Source organism: Marinobacter manganoxydans MnI7-9, assembly GCF_000235625.1.
Lineage (GTDB): Bacteria > Pseudomonadota > Gammaproteobacteria > Pseudomonadales > Oleiphilaceae > Marinobacter > Marinobacter manganoxydans.
Genome location: NZ_AGTR01000032.1, coordinates 32,450 through 48,446, shown reverse-complemented (window position 1 = coordinate 48,446; position 15,997 = coordinate 32,450). Strand labels below are relative to the sequence as shown.

16 protein-coding genes are annotated in these 15,997 nt (G+C 58.1%); 8 read left to right on the top strand and 8 right to left on the bottom strand.

Features of this window, described 5'->3' with window-relative positions:
• The first annotated feature begins 36 nt into the window (after positions 1-36).
• From KYE_RS08575 to KYE_RS08565, 3 genes are all read left to right on the top strand, one after another.
• Positions 37-1,398 (top strand): glycine cleavage T C-terminal barrel domain-containing protein, encoded by a 1,362-nt coding sequence (locus KYE_RS08575; protein WP_008172408.1) that lies wholly within the window; start codon positions 37-39, stop codon positions 1,396-1,398.
• A gap of 66 nt (positions 1,399-1,464) precedes the next feature.
• Positions 1,465-2,379: a methylenetetrahydrofolate reductase gene (locus tag KYE_RS08570; protein ID WP_008172406.1), complete on the top strand. Its 915-nt coding sequence runs from the start codon at positions 1,465-1,467 to the stop codon at positions 2,377-2,379.
• Positions 2,376-4,112, top strand: a complete 1,737-nt coding sequence (locus tag KYE_RS08565; protein ID WP_008172404.1) for a formate--tetrahydrofolate ligase — start codon at positions 2,376-2,378, stop codon at positions 4,110-4,112. Before KYE_RS08570 ends, KYE_RS08565 begins: the two co-directional genes overlap by 4 nt.
• A gap of 8 nt (positions 4,113-4,120) precedes the next feature.
• Here the strand turns inward: KYE_RS08565 and KYE_RS08560 are convergent, their stop codons facing one another.
• Complete coding sequence (locus tag KYE_RS08560) at positions 4,121-5,245, bottom strand: GlxA family transcriptional regulator (RefSeq protein WP_008172402.1); 1,125 nt, start codon at positions 5,243-5,245, stop codon at positions 4,121-4,123.
• A gap of 310 nt (positions 5,246-5,555) precedes the next feature.
• Here KYE_RS08560 and KYE_RS08555 point away from each other — a divergent pair, with 310 nt between their 5' ends.
• Positions 5,556-6,938, top strand: coding sequence for an L-serine ammonia-lyase (locus tag KYE_RS08555; RefSeq protein ID WP_008172400.1), 1,383 nt, complete (start codon positions 5,556-5,558; stop codon positions 6,936-6,938).
• Between the two features lie 26 nt (positions 6,939-6,964).
• Here KYE_RS08555 and KYE_RS08550 read toward each other — a convergent pair whose 3' ends face one another.
• The 3 genes from KYE_RS08550 to KYE_RS08545 all read right to left on the bottom strand — a co-directional run bounded on the left by KYE_RS08550 (position 6,965) and on the right by KYE_RS08545 (position 10,735).
• Positions 6,965-9,535: a GcvT family protein gene (locus KYE_RS08550; protein WP_008172398.1), complete on the bottom strand. Its 2,571-nt coding sequence runs from the start codon at positions 9,533-9,535 to the stop codon at positions 6,965-6,967.
• A gap of 233 nt (positions 9,536-9,768) precedes the next feature.
• Complete coding sequence (locus KYE_RS22345) at positions 9,769-9,984, bottom strand: hypothetical protein (protein WP_227497799.1); 216 nt, start codon at positions 9,982-9,984, stop codon at positions 9,769-9,771.
• Between the two features lie 232 nt (positions 9,985-10,216).
• Positions 10,217-10,735 (bottom strand): DsrE family protein, encoded by a 519-nt coding sequence (locus tag KYE_RS08545; protein ID WP_008172396.1) that lies wholly within the window; start codon positions 10,733-10,735, stop codon positions 10,217-10,219.
• 350 nt (positions 10,736-11,085) lie between these two features.
• Here KYE_RS08545 and KYE_RS21110 point away from each other — a divergent pair, with 350 nt between their 5' ends.
• Positions 11,086-11,292: a diguanylate cyclase domain-containing protein gene (locus KYE_RS21110; RefSeq protein WP_081467523.1), complete on the top strand. Its 207-nt coding sequence runs from the start codon at positions 11,086-11,088 to the stop codon at positions 11,290-11,292.
• Here the strand turns inward: KYE_RS21110 and KYE_RS08540 are convergent.
• Complete coding sequence (locus KYE_RS08540; protein ID WP_008172391.1) at positions 11,289-12,032, bottom strand: hypothetical protein; 744 nt, start codon at positions 12,030-12,032, stop codon at positions 11,289-11,291. The genes KYE_RS21110 and KYE_RS08540 overlap by 4 nt on opposite strands.
• Before the next feature lie 121 nt (positions 12,033-12,153).
• Between KYE_RS08540 and KYE_RS08535 the strand changes: the two genes are divergently transcribed.
• On the top strand, positions 12,154-12,546 hold the full coding sequence (locus tag KYE_RS08535) for a DUF2784 domain-containing protein (RefSeq protein ID WP_008172389.1): 393 nt from the start codon (positions 12,154-12,156) through the stop codon (positions 12,544-12,546).
• A 15-nt stretch (positions 12,547-12,561) separates the two neighbouring features.
• On the opposite strand, the gene KYE_RS08530 is transcribed toward KYE_RS08535, so the two are convergent.
• A complete protein-coding gene (locus KYE_RS08530) occupies positions 12,562-12,765 on the bottom strand; it encodes a DUF3185 family protein (RefSeq protein WP_008172387.1) in 204 nt (67 codons plus the stop codon).
• A 55-nt stretch (positions 12,766-12,820) separates the two neighbouring features.
• Positions 12,821-14,272 carry a PLP-dependent aminotransferase family protein gene (locus KYE_RS08525; RefSeq protein ID WP_008172385.1) on the bottom strand — a complete coding sequence of 484 codons (1,452 nt, stop codon included), beginning with the start codon at positions 14,270-14,272 and terminating at the stop codon, positions 12,821-12,823.
• Between the two features lie 107 nt (positions 14,273-14,379).
• Here KYE_RS08525 and KYE_RS08520 point away from each other — a divergent pair, with 107 nt between their 5' ends.
• The gene (locus KYE_RS08520; protein ID WP_008172383.1) at positions 14,380-14,982 is read left to right on the top strand and encodes a pyridoxamine 5'-phosphate oxidase family protein; all 603 of its coding nucleotides are present in this window, start codon (positions 14,380-14,382) and stop codon (positions 14,980-14,982) included.
• Positions 14,983-15,002: 20 nt separating this feature from the next.
• Here KYE_RS08520 and KYE_RS08515 read toward each other — a convergent pair whose 3' ends face one another.
• A complete protein-coding gene (locus tag KYE_RS08515; RefSeq protein WP_008172381.1) occupies positions 15,003-15,467 on the bottom strand; it encodes a hypothetical protein in 465 nt (154 codons plus the stop codon).
• Positions 15,468-15,600: 133 nt separating this feature from the next.
• Between KYE_RS08515 and KYE_RS08510 the strand changes: the two genes are divergently transcribed.
• Positions 15,601-15,924 carry a hypothetical protein gene (locus KYE_RS08510; protein ID WP_008172380.1) on the top strand — a complete coding sequence of 108 codons (324 nt, stop codon included), beginning with the start codon at positions 15,601-15,603 and terminating at the stop codon, positions 15,922-15,924.
• The last annotated feature ends 73 nt before the right edge of the window (positions 15,925-15,997 follow it).

The window sequence follows — 15,997 nt, the reverse complement described above, 5'->3', positions numbered from 1 at the left end:
TAGGGCTATCGACAACCCGGGAAGGGGGAGATAGCAATGGCTGTTAAATTCGAGCAAGCACTTTTGGATTATCCACAACAACGGGCCGGTGCGGCACGCCAGCCCGACAGCGTCGACCAGTCTGATCGACGCGTTCCCATCAACCTGCGCCAATCTGGCCCCACGCCGGTGGAGATGCTGATTTCCACACGGGTCCGCAAGTCACCGTATTGGCATCTGGCCTATGAGGCGGGCTGCTGGCGGGCGACGGTTTACAATCGCATGTATCACCCCCGGGGTTATGTTCGCCCGGAAGACGGCGGTGCCATGCTGGAGTACGAGTCGCTGATCCACGACGTCACCATGTGGAACGTGGCGGTTGAGCGCCAGATTCAGGTCAAAGGCCCGGATGCCGAGCGGTTCGTGAATTACGTGATCACCCGGGATGCGACCAAGATCAAGCCCATGCGTGGCAAGTACGTCATCCTCTGCAACGAGGAGGGTGGCATCATCAATGATCCTGTTCTGCTGCGGGTCGCCGAAGATGAGTTCTGGTTCTCGCTCTCCGACAGTGATCTTGAGCTCTGGATGCGGGGCGTAAACGTTGGCATGGGATTCAATGTCACCATTGCGGAAATCGATGTGGCACCGGTGCAGATTCAGGGCCCCAAGTCCGAAGCGCTCATGGCGGACCTGTTTGGCGACGCCGTTCGGGACATTCCCTACTATGGCTTGATGGAAGGCCAGGTGGCCGGCCATGACGTGATCGTGTCCCAGACCGGCTTCACCGGAGAGAAGGGGTACGAGATTTACCTCAAGGAAGCGACGAAATACGCCGAGGACCTCTGGTACACCGTGCTTGCCGCGGGCGAGCCCCACAACCTTCGGGTCATCGCGCCCGCCCACCATCGCCGGATTGCCGCGGGTATTCTGTCCTGGGGGCAGGATGTGGATCAGGAAACCCTGCCGTTCCAGTGCAACCTGGCGTACCAGGTGCCGCGCAACAAGGAGGCGGATTACATCGGCAAGCAAAAGCTTGAGCAGGTCCGTGAGCAATTGGACGCCGGTCGCCCGCCTTTCAGCCACATCATGGTGGGCATCCGTTTTGGCGGCGGCAAGGTGACTGACTACTCCAACGATTTCTGGCTGATCAGCGGCCCGGACGGCGGCGAAGCGGAGGGCTATGTTACCTCCCCCTGGTACTCCCCGGAGCTTGAGACCAACATCGCGCTGGCGTATGTGCCGTTTGACCTTCGGGCTGTCGGCACGCGGCTTACTGTGCATCTTCCTGTGGAATATGCCGCCGCGGATGGCTCAACCGCTGTGGAGGCGGAAGTGGTGGAAGTGCCCTTCCGGCCTTCGGTGAATCCCAACGCCCGGGAAAGAGCCCGGGCCAAGGGGATCGACTTCGCCGATTAACCGAACGGGAAGAACCGGCGATAGCAGCTGTCGGGTAAACACCGTTGGCAATGGGGTGCGCGGTTTATGACACTGGTTAGCGAAAGACAGGCGTTCAATCGGCCCGATGAGGAGGCAGCAGCACGGTTTCGTGATCTGGTGCGCTCGGCATCCATCGAGGCCACACCCCGCCAGATCCTGACGACAGAACATTTGCCGGATCTTCTGCCGGCGGGCACCTGCGTTTACGTGCCCTTCCTGCCAAAGGGGCAGTTCAGTGACACGCTGGAAGCCTCCCGCCGTCTGCTGGATCTGGGTATGCAGCCAGTGCCGCATGTGCCCGCCCGAATGGCCCAGAGCCGGGGGCAGTTGCGGGACTGGTTGGCCCAATTAGATGAAAGCGGGGTAGACCGTCTGCTGCTGATCGCGGGTGACAGCGATGCGGTGGCCGGCCCGTTTCCCGACACTTTGGCCGTGCTCGAATCGGGATTGTTGGCGCAGTTCCGGTTCCAAGGTATCGGTGTTGCGGCTCATCCGGACGGCCATCCTATGGCGGATCGGGCAACCCTGGCTAAGGCATTGAGCGTCAAGCGTGAATACGCCCGTACTACCGCTACCAGGCTCTGGGTGGTCACCCAGTTCACCTTCGACGCTGATGTGGTGATCGACTGGCTGCAAGGGCTGGGCAATATTCTGGAAGAAGTGCCTGTCTATATCGGCATGGCGGGCCCCACCCGGGTTAAAACGCTTATCGCTTATGCAGCTATGTGTGGGGTAGGCGCATCCGCACGTATGCTGCTTCGTCGCCCTGGCAGTGCCCGGATGCTGGGTGCCTGGAAACCCGACGATATGGTCCGGGCGCTGGTGCAGTACTGCCTGGAAAATCCGGAGACGTTGCTGCGGGGCATTCATCTGTTTCCGTTCGGGGGGCTGCGCCAGTCAGCGCAATGGATTCTGGATCACAGTGGGTCCTGCGAGAACAACAGGGAGGCAGTGCCATGAGTCTTCAGTACAGTAAACTGACGCCCGACACGCCAGCGCCGTCCGAGTTTCCACCGCCGGGCACTCCGGATATCGAGATTGCCCGTTCGGTTCAGCCCCAGTCTATCCTGCTGTTGGCGCAGCAGCGTTTCGGTTTGCCGGCGGAGAGCCTGGTGCCCTTTGGCCATTACAAGGCAAAGCTGGACATGGCCTACGTGGATACGTCCGACTCGGCACCCAGAGGCAAGCTGGTACTGGTGACGGCCATTACGCCAACCCCTGCGGGGGAAGGTAAGACCACCACCAGTGTAGGGCTGAATGATGGCTTCAACCGGCTGGGTGTGCGTTCCTCCGTGTGTCTGCGGGAACCGTCCCTGGGGCCCTGCTTTGGCATGAAGGGTGGTGCTGCCGGCGGAGGCCGGGCTCAGGTGATCCCGATGGAAGACATCAACCTGCATTTCAACGGCGACTTCCACGCCATTACCAGTGCTCATAACCTGCTGGCGTCACTGATCGATAATCACATTCACTGGGGCAATGAAGCCGGGCTGGATCCGCGTTACATAAGCTGGCGCAGAGTCATGGATATAACCGACCGGTCGCTGCGAAACATGGTCTGTGGCCTGGGCGGAGCGGCACATGGCGTGCCCCGTGAGACCGGGTTCGATATCACGGTGTCATCGGAAATCATGGCCATCCTTTGCCTGGCGGATGGCCGGGCGGATCTGAAGCAGCGCCTGGGAAATATCATCGTTGGACGGCGCTCGGACATGTCGCCGGTAACCGTTCGTGATCTGGGTGTCGAGGGTTCACTCACCGTACTGCTGAAAGAAGCCCTGCAGCCAAACCTGGTGCAGAGCCTGGAGCACAATCCGGTGTTTATTCATGGTGGGCCCTTTGCCAATATCGCCCACGGGTGCAATTCCGTCACCGCAACCCGGGCTGCGCTGGCCCTGAACGACGTGGTGGTTACCGAGGCGGGCTTTGGTGCCGATCTGGGCGCGGAAAAGTTCATTGATATCAAGTGCCGGCACACGGGATTGCGCCCGGATGCCGCCGTAGTGGTCTGCACCATTCGGGCTCTCAAAATGCAGGGCGGTATTCCCCGCAGCCAACTGGGGATTCCCGACCTGGCGGCGCTGCGAAAAGGGGCGGCCAACCTTGAGCGGCATATCCGCAATCTGCAGCAGTTTGGCCTGACCCCGGTGGTGTGCATCAACCGTTTCCCGGATGACACTGAGGAGGAGATGGCGCTGGTCCAGTCCATCAGCGAGGAGCTGGGCGTGCGGGCAGTGCCCGCGGATCACTGGGCAACCGGTGGTGAAGGCGCCACTGAGCTGGCCCAGGCGGTGCTGGACCAGATGGATGAGGGCAAACCGGAGGTGAAATTCCTCTATGAAGACAGCCTGCCCCTGGCGGAAAAGATTCGCACCATTGCTACCCGTATCTACCATGCCGGAAGCGTGGAGTTCACAACGATCGCCAAACGACAGCTGGAGGAATACGAGAGCCTGGGGTTTGGCCACCTGCCGGTGTGCATTGCCAAGACCCAGTACAGCTTCTCGGTGGACTCGTCGGTGAAGGGCGCGCCGTCCGGGCATATGTTGCCGGTGAGGGAAGTGCGCCTGGCGGCCGGAGCCGGGTTCGTGGTGGCGGTCTGTGGTGACATTATGACCATGCCGGGGCTGCCACGGCGCCCCGCTGCCCTGGACATTGCGCTGGATGAAAATGGCCTGGTGGTGGGGTTAACCTGAGACTGGGTTTAACTTGGGACAGTGTGCCCCGGGGAATCCTCAAAGGTTCCGTAAGTGGGCTCGGTCCTGGCCCGCTTCAGGGCCTGCAGGGATGAAGACGGTAAACTGGCCATGGTGTCGGTCAGGAGGCCGTCCGCCCTGGCCGGAGTAAAGACTTCCATCCGTTCATACTTGGGCGCGCGCCCCATGGTCTTGCGATAACAACGGCTGAAGTGGGTGGCGGAAACGAAACCGCACATGGAGGCAATTTCCACGATCGAACAGGAAGTCTGCTTGAGCAGACGGCGCGCCCGGTTCAGCCGCACTCTCAGGTAATAGCGCGACGGCGTGCACCCCATGTGCTTCAGGAACAGCCGCTCCAGTTGCCGGCGTGAAATGCCTGCCAGAGTCGCCAGTTCCTGCAGTTCGATCGGCTCTTCGATATTGGATTCCATCAGCTGGGCAGCTTCCGCCAGCTTGGGTTGCGCCCGGGCCAGGCCCGGATGCATGGGCATGGGCTGTTGCTCACTCTCCTCCCGGACCCGGTCGCAGACAAACATGTGGGATATGGCATTGCTGAGCTCCTGGCCATGCCGCCGTGCCAGGAAGCTGAGCATCATGTGCATTGGCACCGTGCCTCCGGTGCAGGTCATGCGTTCACGCTCGACCGTAAACAGGCGGTTGTTGGTCTGAACCCGGGGAAAGTCTTCCTGCATGGCTTCCAGGCATTCCCAGTGGGCACTGCAGGCGTAGCCGTCGAGCAGACCGGCACTGGCCAGCACATAGGGGCCGGTACAGACCGCTCCCAGCAGGACATGCTGCCGGGCCATCTGTTTCAGCCAGTGCGCTTCCTTGCGTGAGAAACTGCGGGTGACATCAATCCCGGCGACCACGATGACCAGATCAAAGCTGTGCGCTTCCTGAATGGAGGCATCCGGGACCATGGTGATGCCGTCACTGGCGCGGGCGTAATCGCCCTCGGCCGTAAGCAGTTGCCAGGAATAGAGTTCGGTGCCTGCCAGCTGGTTGGCCATTCGCAGAGGTTCAACCGCCGTGGCAAGGGCAATCAGGGTAAAGTTGTCGATCAGCAGGAAGCCGACCCGATAGGGCTGCTGGACGGGCTTGTCTGTTTGCGAACCGGTATCAGTGGTCATAAACAACCCCCTTTGCCCTGCCTGGGCCAGTTGCGCCGGCCAATACCCGGAATGTCCGTACCGACCACCCCAACCTGAACACTAGCTGTTGCATCCGAGTCGTGCAATAAGTGATCAATTCCATACTCCTTTTATTCTATGACGGGGGCAATAATGCGGATGGTCCACATGCGACACGGTGCATGCCAGGATGGACTCAACGCGACGTGTCCTGCTGTCGGAAATCATCGTTTCCATGTCGCCAAAAAGCATGCGATTGGCCTCGATTGGCGCTAGTGTTGAATTACGTTCCTCAACAGGAGGCCACACATTGGCAGTCAGTCTGTTTGAGCTGTTCAAGGTTGGTATTGGCCCCTCCAGTTCCCACACAGTGGGACCCATGGAGGCGGCCAGAAGATTTGCCGGGTCTCTTGTGAGTGAGGGTCTGCTTTCTTCTGTCGGTCGGCTCAAGGTGTCCCTTTACGGGTCTCTCGGTGCCACCGGCAAGGGGCATGGCACCGGCCCTGCGGTAATGATGGGACTGGAAGGTGAACGACCAGACAAGATCGACCCGGCGGTAATGCCGGCTCGTCTTGAGCAGATCCGCGACCGTGGAAACCTCTTGCTTGCAGGGCAGCAGGCCATTGAATTCCGTGAGAATACCGACCTGGTCTATTACCGCCGCAAATCCCTTCCCGAGCACCCCAACGGCATGACCTGTCAGGCTTTCGACCGCGACGGGCAGTGCCTGTTCGAGAAAAGCTATTATTCGGTCGGCGGTGGGTTCGTGGTGGATGCAACCGTTGAGGGCACCCTGAAGGTGCGCGAGGATGACACCCCACAGCCATACCCATTCAGCAGTGCCAGGGTGTTGCTGGAGCTGTGTCGGGAACACAACCTGGCCATTGCCGACATTATGTCTGCCAACGAACAGGCGTGGCGCACGCAAGAGGAGGTTCGTAGCAGCATTCTGGCGCTATGGCAGGTGATGCGGGAGTGCGTACAGAGCGGCATTCAGCACGAGGGCGAGTTGCCCGGTGGCCTCAAGGTCCGGCGCAGGGCCGCGTCGCTGTATCGGTCGCTGATGGACAAGCAGCGGGTGGACCTGATTTCACCTTCCCTGAGTGCACTGGACTGGGTAAACCTCTATGCCCTGGCCGTCAATGAGGAAAATGCCGCCGGCGGGCGGATTGTGACGGCGCCCACCAACGGCGCAGCAGGGATTATCCCCGCCGTGCTTCACTATTACTGGGAATTCTGTCCCCGGGCGGACGAGGACGGCATTGTGCGTTTCATGCTCACCGCCGGTGCCATTGGTGTGCTGTTCAAGGAAAATGCGTCCATTTCCGGGGCCGAGGTGGGCTGCCAGGGCGAAGTGGGTTCGGCCTGTGCCATGGCCGCGGCCGGGCTTGCTGCGGCAACGGGCGGTTCACCGGAACAGGTAGAAAATGCCGCGGAAATCGGTATGGAGCATCATCTGGGCATGACCTGCGACCCCATCGGTGGGCTGGTGCAGATTCCCTGCATCGAGCGCAACGCCATGGCCTCGGTTAAGGCTATCGATGCCGCCATCATGGCCCTGAGGGGTGACGGCAAGCATTACGTTTCGCTCGACAAGGTTCTACACACCATGCGGGAAACCGGTCGCGATATGCTGGATAAATACAAGGAAACCGCCAGGGGAGGGCTGGCGGTCAACATCATTGAGTGTTGACCACCGCGCCTCTTCTCTGAACCCGGTCAGGATTTGACTCGCTCGTTGTCCGGATCAAACAGTGCCCGGTAACCCACCGCTTCGATTCGGATAGGGTAGTGCTCCTGGAAGTATTCCAGGGTGAGCTCACGCCCTTCCTGGGCGTACTCGACGGGGATGTAACCCAGCAGAATGATCTTCCTCACCGAAGGCCCCCACGCCACACTGGTGTTGTAAGAGCGGCGGCCGTGGCTATCCACCAGCACTTCACCGGTTTGTGGGTCCAGAATCGGCCATTGGCCAACCGGGTAGCGCAGAATGCCGTTGGCATCCCGGTGCTCGGTCATGGTCATCGTGCACAGGTAGGCCGATTGCCGTGGCCACTCCCGTTGCTCCAGATACGCGGCCTTGCCGTGAAAATCGGCTTCTTTGACCTTGGGTCGTTGCAAACCGGCTTCGTAGAGATTGTATTCCGTTTCCAGGTCCACGTTCTGCAGTCGCAGGCTCTTCTCCAGGCGACGGGTATTGGCGTAGGTTTCAATGCCCACCGGCGTAACGCCCGCATCGTAGAGCAGGTCCCAGATTCTCAGGCCATAGCTGAAGGGGAAATAGAGCTCCCAGCCCTGCTCGCCCACGTAGGATATTCGGAAGGCCCAGACCGGGACCCCTCGAATGTTCAGTTCCCGGACGGTGGCAAACGGGAAATTGTCCGCGGACAACTGGTTCGGGTCGGTAACGAACTGGGCCAATGTCTCCCGGGCCTTTGGTCCCCAGAGGCCAAGGGTCGCCAGTTCGTCCGTGCGGTCATGCACCTGGATGTTGTCCAGCCCCTTCTCCCGGGCCATACGGGTGATCCAGCAATAGTCCCGATGGCCGGTGTCGCCGCCGCAGACGACCCGATAGTCTTGCGCGCCCCGCCGAATGATGGTCAGGTCGGAACGCACGCCCCCGCGCTCGTCGAGGAAATGGGTGTAGACACCTTTGCCGTTGGGCGTGGTACCGCCGACTTTGGCAACCGACAGATATTCCAGCAGCGCTTCGGCGTTATCACCGGAAATGTCGAAGATGGCGAAGTGCGAGAGATTGATCATGCCCACGGATTCGCTCATCTCAAGCTGTTCGGCGTTGGATACCTCCCAGAAGTGCCGGGCGTCCCATTCGTGTTCCCGCACCGGGATCCGGTCGCGGTATTTCGCCAGCAGGGTGGACTCGTTGGCTGCATAACCGTGAGCACGCTCCCAGCCTGCGGCCTCCATGAAGTAAGCACCCAGACCCACTTCCCTCAGGTAGAAAGGGCTGGTTCGCATCTTGCGACCGGTAAGGTACGGCTCACGGGGGTGAACCGCCGGGGTGTAGATCTTTTTGGCCGTCTCGTAGCAGCGGTTGTACACGTAGTCCGGGGTTTTCTGCAGCGGGTAATGACGCGCAATATCGATACTGTGGGGATCCATCTGCGGGGAGCCGTGGGTCATCCAGTCGGCCAGGACCTTGCCCGCTCCCGGGCCGTCCTTGACCCAGACCGCCTCGCAGAACCACAGGTTACGGACTTCCGGGGATTCGCCCATGAGTGAACCGCCATCCGGTGTGACCGACAGCAGGCCGTTGAAAGAGTGTTTCTCTTCCCAGCCCAGTTCGCCGAGGATCGGCGTCATCTCAATGGCTTTTTCGTAGGCGTCCATGACCTGGTCCAGTGAAAGATCCCGCATTGAGGGGGACATCCGCGCATCACCGGGCTCCGCAATGGCGCCGGGGTAGACCAGCCGCGGGTTTTCCGCTTCGTAATAGCCCCACTCGATACGGCCGCCTTCGGTGGTGGTCGGGTCGCCGGTGTCCCGCACATAGGCGGAATTACCCTGGTCGCGGAACAGGGGATAGACAATCTGCTTGCCGGTGCCATTGAGCTCTTCGTAGGGCCCGAAAAACAGCAACGGATGCTCCAGTGGCATCAGTGGCAGGGGCGCGTTCGCGGTGTTGGCCATCAGGGGCCCCCATATGCCCATGGAGAGAACGACGTATTCGGTCTCAATGTAGCCCTTGTGGGTTTCCACGCCACGTACCTGGCCGTCCTGGACATCAATGCGGATGGCCGGCGTGTAGGCAAAGGCCTGCAGTTTGCCGGTGGCCACGGCTTCTTCCACCAGGTCGCCGGCAACACTCTGGGAGCGGGGCACTACCAGCCCGGCATCCGGATCCCACATCGCGCCCTGGATCTGACTTTCGTCCAGCAATGGAAACAGCTCCTTTACCTGTTTGGGCGAGATCATGCTGACATTGGTGCCGAACGCTTTTCCGGAACCCACCTTGCGACGAAGCTCGTCCATCCGCTCGTCGTCGTCAGACCGGGCCACTTCCATGCCGCCGCATTTCACGTAATTGCCGCGTTTTTCGTAAAACGCCTGGCTGTACTTGGTGGTGTAAATGTTCAGCTTGTCGTGGGAAGTGGTGAAGCAGAAATCCGAGGCGTGGGAGGTGGAGCCGATGTCGGAGGGAATGGCGGATTTTTCCAGCCCTACGATGTCATCCCAGCCCTGTTCGATCAGGTGGTGTGCTACCGAGGAGCCAACGATACCGCCCTGGCCAATGATTACGACTCTTGCACGTTTCGGTAGTTGTGCCATTTTGGTTCCCCTTTGCCTGCAATGAACGCCCTCGCGCTGCCGCATATCGGCCAGGGCCCTGATTCAATGTGGCTCTAATTGCTCAGTGCAGGTGAATCCAATACGACACCGAGTTGTCCAAAAACGGCAGAGGCAGCCCCGAAGAATCCGGGCCACCGGCTGGCCCAATGTGTCAGTTTTTGTTGGAACGACCGGTATTGTGGAGAGATTCTTCGTGGTAATGCAGGGCTGCTTCAGCGCGGGCGACGGCACCAATTAATCAACCCGGAGATGACTAACAGTAAAATAGCAAGTGCTGATAAGTCAGATATCCAAGGTCCAATGCGCATAATGCGCCCAGAATGGAGATCCAGTAACAACTGCTGCAAAGAGATGCCTTCGCCATGATAAGTATCGAGAAGCTGCTTCCTGACTGCCGCAGGTGTGGCGCGTGGACTTGACCACGCCACCTGCTTATTTGCGGGTGGGACCGAAGTCCAGATCAATAATACTGATTCCGCCGCTCATGGGATGAGTGGAAACGGCTTAGCGACCGTCCGACCTCACCAGAACGTGGTGCACTGGCCCCGGAACCTCCAGTTTGCGAGCAATCGCATTCGTGTTCCACCTTTTATGTGATCAATCTTGACCAGCGGACCTCAAGGTGAACTTCAGCTCGCAGAGCAACAACCGATTTTTTGCTTAGGGGATTCGGACAACCGCGTACCCCTGCATCTGATAGCCGATGACCGAGACGAAACCATTATCTACCGGGTCGACCTCCGGAATGATCGTCGCCTCATCTACACCCATCCCTTTCAACGCGTAACGGCAAACTTCCAGTGTCACCCCGTCCTTCTTCATTTGTTTAAGAGTCGTCTGGAATTTCTGTACCTCGGCCAGCTCTGCCTCATTAAATGATGCGCTGTCAGTCGAAAGCAGTTTCACCACCGGCCCGTGAAAAACGATGGCGATGTTGGGATCTTTCGCAAGTGCCTTCACTTCAGGTGCTTTGTAGGAGTTCTTTATTACCAAGAAAACGGGGTTAACGACCTTGGGATCTCCTTGGCTCACCTCGTAGACAGCGTCATAGTTTTTAACGCCCTTCAGAGCATTGTCGTACCCGGCTGCACCTGCAGGTAAAGACATCAGGACCATATAGATGGCCGCAAAGAAGATGGGGGGAATTCGGCGAAGTATGCTTTTATAATTCACGCTCATGACAAATCTCCTTGAGGGATAGGAACTTGTTTTTTTGTCAGCCAACCCATAAAAATGCTCCAGAATCTAAAATATTCTCCCTAAGCTAATACAGGTACGATATATCATAAATGTACCAATTTGGAGCAAGTTGGGGTTCTAGCAGTCGAACACACGAAGCTGAAATAGACCTGAAAACAGTTGCCAGGCATGCAGTTGAAACCGGACAGTTGAAACCGGGACTGAAACCGGGGACTGAAACCGGGACAGATCTATTTAGTTGAAACCGGGACAGATCTATTTGGGGTGAAAATAGGTCTGTGGGATGAAAATAGGTCTGTCCTGAGGGCGAGCATGCCGACCGGTTTGAGCTGCTGGCTGCGGAGGTTCTGAAACAATGGCAGGAGAGTGCGGTGCCAAACGAGCACAGCCCCGATAGCAAGGTGCTCAGCTGCTCCATCGGGATTTGTCAGGGCCTGGCCAACGAGTTTGATTCAATCGACGACATGATCCGAAGGGCCGACGAAGCCCTGTATTGCGCGAAAAAACAGGGCCGCGCCAGATACGTAGTGGCCTAATCCTCGGGCATGTGTTCGAACAGACTGCCCAGCCCCGACTGGGGACTGAGCTTGCCGCACAGTCGCAAAGCCTCCCAGAAACTGACCTGATTAGCGGTCAGTATCGGCTGCCCGATTGCCTGCTCCAGATCGGTGAGCCAAGCTGAAGAGTGGAGAGCTGTGTCTGGCATCAGCAGGGCGTCGGCCTCTTCCCTGACGTTGGCCAGAGCGAATTCGATAACCGCGTCTTTCTCAAGCAGACCGACTTCCGCGGCTGTGATGATGCCTCGGCTGGCCAGGTGCACGACCTCGATATCGAAATGATTCAGGAATGCCCGGAATCGCTGCGCGACCTCCTCCGGGTAGGTGGCAGCGATGGCCACCCGTTTGGCGTCAATGGCTTTTACCGCTCTGGCGAATGCCATTGCTGTCGTCGAAGCCGGTACACCGAGCAGTTTCTCGAGCGTATCGATCTGCTGGCGAATGCCATCTAGGCCGAGCACAAAACTGGCGCTGGTGGAGGTCCACATCACCGACTCAATCCCTGAGCCAGCCAGCGCTTCTGCACCCTTGGAAAGCCGGCTGACGCTGCCCATCTCACTGAGGGCTTCAACGGTGTGGGCGTCCTCCAGGAATTCAGTGTGGATGAGGGTTATTTGCGCCGGGGGCTCTATCATGGAACCCATCAGGGGATAATCATCTTCGGCCGCATGGCCCGGGTAGAGGAACCCGAGTCTGGCTGGAGGCGGGGTGTGGCTCATAGAACGCTCCCTCACTGGCAGAGATTGACGTGCCTGTACAATAGACCAAAACTGGCAACTCAGCAGTCTTTGGAGAGTAGCGATGGAGAATAGCTATGGAGAGTAGCTATGGAGAGTAGCGATGGACAGCCAATGGTTACTGATCTTTGCTGATGCGCTCCTGATCCTGCACACGATACTGGTGGCCTTCGTCATCCTGGGACTGGTGGCCACATTCGCTGGCTATTTCCTGAATTGGCGGTGGGTGCGCAATTTCTGGTTCCGTCTGAGCCACCTGGCGGTTATTGCTATTGTGGTTCTGCAATCATGGCTGGGTGTGTTATGCCCGCTTACGAGCTGGGAAATGGCGCTTAGGGCTAAGGCCGGGGAGGCGGGCTATGAGGGATCGTTTATCCAGCACTGGCTGCAGTCCATTCTGTATTACAGTGCTCCGGACTGGGTGTTTATTCTGGCTTACACGGTGTTCGGCGCGCTGGTCCTGGCCAGTTGGTTTGTGGTCAGGCCCAGGCGGTGAAAAAAACGGGCTGGCTTATTTCCTGAAAAATAGAAGGAAAGCGCCCGCTGCGGCCGAGGCTGCCCCGCCAATCAGATACCACATGGTGTCGTCGGTAAATCGGCCTGTGACCGTTTCGGTCAGCTGGTTTCCCAGGGACTGAGTTGATTGGTAGCCGAAGTAGAGCAGCCCAATGCCAACCACGAGTAAAACAATACCGACCAGCTTTGAACTTCCCATTGAATTCTCCTTTTGAATGCCTCTGATTTGCAGCTTGCCACGGGATCAGGAACGCTTAAAGGTAATTTGAGAGAGTCTGGTTCGTCAGTTTGTCCCGAAGCTCGGTGACGCACCTGGCAATTTCGAGCTCGTTGGCGCTGGCAAACCCCATAACCAGGCCGGTTCTGGCCGCATCTCCCAGAAAGTGCGCGCTCAGCGGTGTACTGCCAAATCCCCTGGTTTTCAGCCATTGGCTGAGCGCCAAGTCGTCAAAATCTCCTTCAAGTACCAGATGCATCCCGGCGCTTTCCGCCACCGGTTGAGCAAGACCGCCGAGCTTTTCCGTAACCTCGCTCTGGAAGAGTTGCCACTTGTCCCGATATAGCTGGCGCATGCGCCGCAGATGGCGTGTGAACTGACCACTCTCAATGAATTCGGCGATGGTTGCCTGGACAAGAAGAGGGGTCTCTCCACCACTGATCTGCTTGGCCCAGAGCAAGGGGTCGACAACCGCTTCCGGGACCACCAGATAGCCGATGCGCAATGCTGGTAGTAACGTTTTGCTGAAACTGCCCATGTAGAGCACGGGCGAATTCTCGTACAGGCCTTGAATGGCAGCGAAAGGCTTTTTGTAGAAGTGGAACTCGCTGTCGTAGTCGTCCTCGATGATCCAGCATCCGTTTTGCTGGGCCCATTGCACCAGAGCCATTCGCTGGGAAAGGTCGAGGATGCCGCCCATGGGGTATTGGTGAGTGGGCGTGCAGAACAGGAGCTTGGCCCCGGCAGGTTCAAGGCCCGGCAACGCTTCCACATCCAGGACGTGGTTCCTGAGGGGGATTGGAATCACGGGATTGCCCAACCGGCCCAGCGCGTTCCGGGCGCCGCGGTATCCCGGATTTTCACACAGGATACTGTCGTCCCGTTGCAGGAAAACGTCGGCAATAAGCGAGAGCGCTTGCTGCGCGCCATTGGTGATTATGACTTGGTGTTCTTCGCAGCGAACCCCTCGGGACGTTCTGACGTAAGCGGCGATGGCGCGTCGCAGGGGCTGGAATCCCTGGATGCTGTCATACCCTCTCAGTGTTCGCCGGCTTTCCTGGTGGTGCAGGATCCGGTTCCAGCTGCGGATGGGGAATGCATCCAGGTCTGGCAAGCCCGGCTGGAATGGCAAACTGGCGTCTTCAACAGGCTTCGGTATTCCCGCTGGAAGTGGCGGCAGCGGTGGCAAGTTCATGGAAACGCCACCGGATTTCTCCAGGCCCGGCCCTGAGGGGGTTATCGCTGATTTGATGTCTTCATGGACAAAGATACCCTTGCCCGCTCTGCTTTGAAGAAAGCCCTCCGCCTTGAGCTGCTCATAAACGGCGTTCACCGTGTTGCGGCTGATGCCGAGGTCCTTTGCCATCTGGCGGCTGGGCGGCAGCTGGCGCCCGGGTGGGTAGCGCTGGTCGAGTATCCGTTCGGACAATCGTTGATACAGCTGATGCTGCAGCGGATGCGCGCTGTCCAGGCGAATATCATCGATCACATCAACTGGTCCTATCAAAAGTCACAATCTGGATCTTTCGATGGTATCAGAAGTGCCTTTCAATAGAAGTACATTTTGTGAAGTGCAAGACCGGAAAGGAGCTTTTGATGACAACGACTGATCTGGCAGGGGCCACAGCGTCCCCTCTGACTGCCTGTCCACGCAGCAGGGTGCAGAGGGCAGTAAAGCGAGCAAGCTATGACAGGGAAACAGCTTACAGGTTGATTGATCGTCTCAAAACGGCGCATGTCGGATTTGTGGAAGATGGCGAGCCTCGCATCATCCCGATCACTGCCTGGCGGCTTGGTGATGATCTTTATCTACACACATTGAACGGCGGACGCTTGTCCCGGCGTCTCGGGTCTGGAGCGTTGCTTTGTATCTCATTCGCAGTGACGAATGAATGGGTGATGACCAAGTCGGCGTTCCATCACAGCGCTAACTACGAGTCACTGGTGTTGTATGGACGGGCTGTGCCGGTCACGGACCACGCCGCCTTTGATGCCGCGTTCCGTGCCATCATCAACCAGATCGAGCCGGGGCGGTGGGAGCAGGTAAGGGCGCCGAATGACAAGGAACGAAAGGCAACGGCGTTATTCCGGATACCGATTGAAGAAGGAGCCTTCAAAAGCCGGACTGGTGGCCCGAATGATGATCCCGAAGATATGAGTCTGCCCGTGTGGCACGGATTGATACCTACCGGTGTTTAACGTGCCGATGTAAAGATACCTCAAGGGCCAGCCTGGTCTTTGGGAGCCATCTTCAAAAACAGGCCCAGGGATGCCAGCAGCAGGGCGGTACTGACGATGATGGCAACGGGATAATAGAGGTTGCCGGCGAGTTCCAACTGACTGTACTTGATGATCATGATCAGCCCTTCAAGCGACATGGCAACGCACACTGTTCCAATAAAACGCGGCAGTGTGCGTCTCATCATGGTTATAACGTCGTGGGATTCCGAGCGCCCGCTGTACTCGGAGCGTATCACCATGGCCAGTTCGTAAACTGCGAGAGCGATAATGCTGCCATTAACGCCCTTGATCAGGGCCTGCATAAGTTGCTGGCCAGACTGGAGGGCGGCGATCACTTCCAAAACGGTGGCACTGACCAGAGTGAAAGCGAGCACGAAGAAAACCAGCGAAAATAATCGGGCGAATAGTGCCCTGACAGGAATTGCGGCCAGCATGTTGACCATAGTGTATAACCCCTAGCGTTGATCAAGTCAGACGCAGGCTACTGACAAGAGCCGTTGATTTCGCTTAAGGATTGCTCATTCTCTGGTAATCTGATTGATCAAACATGACAACACTCGGAGCGACTCGAGCCCAATGTCTGAAGATTCCTTGAAAACCTTGTCCGACCTTGCCAGCGATGCCCATGCCCGCATTCAGGCCACCCACCAGCACATTAACCCGGTGGTGGAGGTTCGCCGGGGTATGCGTGATGCGGGTATACCGGCGGATGTGATGACTATTGACTGTCTGCGGACCCGCCGAAGGATTACGCTCATACTGCATGATGAACAGCCCGGCACTCTTCTTTACCAGTTCGTGACCATTGAGGATGAGGTAGGGAATGACTTTCAGCAGATGGCGCTCGGCGACATGACGGCGACCAAACTGTTTGGGTGGATTCAGGAGTATTTTGGCTAATTTGCACAGATCCAGGCCCACCCTGAAGTAAACTTGGGGTAACCAATAACAATAGACCGAAAAGGTTTCCCCA